Here is a 244-nt window from a genome sequence, read left to right on the forward strand (position 1 = left end):
TCCAGCTTGTCTGTCTTGGCAATCTGCCCGGTCGCTTTTGCAAAGTCTCTGATCCGCTTGCCGTTTACGACTGCCACCGGCAAGCCTGCCTGGCTCAACTCGGCTACCACCAGCATCTCAAATCCACCGGTCGGTTCCAACACGATGAGCTTCGGTTTGAGCTTTTTCAACACTTTCACCAAACTGGCTATTCCAACCTCATCGTTGCTGAAGCGATTTACTTCCTTTTGCCCATGCACACCTT

The 244-nt window shown here is 52.0% G+C and carries 1 protein-coding gene; it reads right to left on the reverse strand.

The annotated features are described in order from the left end of the window. Positions 1-239: transposase (locus KVT28_RS26245; RefSeq protein ID WP_368734947.1), on the reverse strand; the 239-nt coding region annotated here is incomplete at its 3' end. Positions 240-244: the final 5 nt, after the last annotated feature.

The sequence above is a fragment of the Pantoea sp. GbtcB22 genome (assembly GCF_019091025.1).
In the GTDB taxonomy this organism is placed as follows: domain Bacteria; phylum Pseudomonadota; class Gammaproteobacteria; order Enterobacterales; family Enterobacteriaceae; genus Pantoea; species Pantoea leporis.